General features: G+C 34.2%; 1 protein-coding gene. It reads right to left on the bottom strand.

Annotated elements, in window-relative coordinates; genetic code table 11:
* Positions 1–345 precede the first annotated feature (345 nt).
* The coding region (locus BAU27_RS14415; RefSeq protein ID WP_139254650.1) for an IS6 family transposase at positions 346–1,031 on the bottom strand (686 nt) is incomplete at its 5' end.

Raw genomic sequence — 1,031 nt, 5'->3', positions numbered from 1 at the left:
TATTTATAAAAATTATCATACAAATGATCTGTATATCAAAAGTGAATTGATGTGCAGATCATTTGTGTGAGCCAAGTCCCTTTAGCCTTATTAAGGGACTTTTTTAAATTTCTGCATACTTGGGGTTCCGTCACATCAAGTTAAAGCACTTTTGAAACATTGAAAAGTGCTTTTTTATTATAAATACGAATGTAAACTTTTCGATATTAGTTTACATTCATTTTCCCATAATTATTAACCTTATCTCGAATCCCTTAATAATCTCAAAATCAACAACAAAAGGATTCTGGTGCAAATATTTCATTTATTCGAAAGAGGTATATAGATTCCTAATGGAATCTATTCTTATGCTGCCATTCCGAATAGTTGATGAATAAACTTTATTTCATTTTGGACAGACTTGTCCCGTAAAATAAGTTGGCCTTTTTTAATGATATGCATCGCTTCTATTCCTGAAAGAATGGATATAGCTGTACGAAAAGACTTCCATCCTAACATTGAACGAACTCTCTTTTTAATAAAGCGATGATCTTGTTCTACAATGTTATTCAGGTATTTTACCTGCCTTATTTGGATGCCTACAGGCATTTTTTTCTCTTTCTTCAACTCTTCAATCGCTATAGGATAGGCCGGGTTTTTGTCTACTGTTATCACACGGGGCTTTGAAACATGAAAAGACTGCAAAGCTTTCTTGAAAAAATGCTTTGCAGCCCTATGATCTCTTGTTTTGCTTAAATAAAAATCAATTGTATTTCCTTTTGAATCAACAGCACGATATAGGTACATCCATTGACCTTTGACTTTCACATACGTCTCATCGACTCGCCAAGAATCATTGGCTGATTTAAGATGACGTCGTACTCGCTTATCTAATTCAGGACCATATTGATGAACCCATCGCATGATAGTTGTATGAGCAAGGGATAACCCACGTTCTTCCATCATTTCGACTAAATTACGAAAACTGAGGTTGTACCGTAGGTACCATCTCACGGTTAATAAAATAATATCAGGTTGATAATGTTTCCACT

Origin of the sequence: Bacillus sp. NH11B (assembly GCF_001884205.1) — a bacterium.
Lineage (GTDB): Bacteria > Bacillota > Bacilli > Bacillales > Bacillaceae_G > Bacillus_A > Bacillus_A proteolyticus.
Note: the sequence above shows the minus strand (reverse complement) of the source record. Positions and strands in the feature narration are given on the sequence as shown.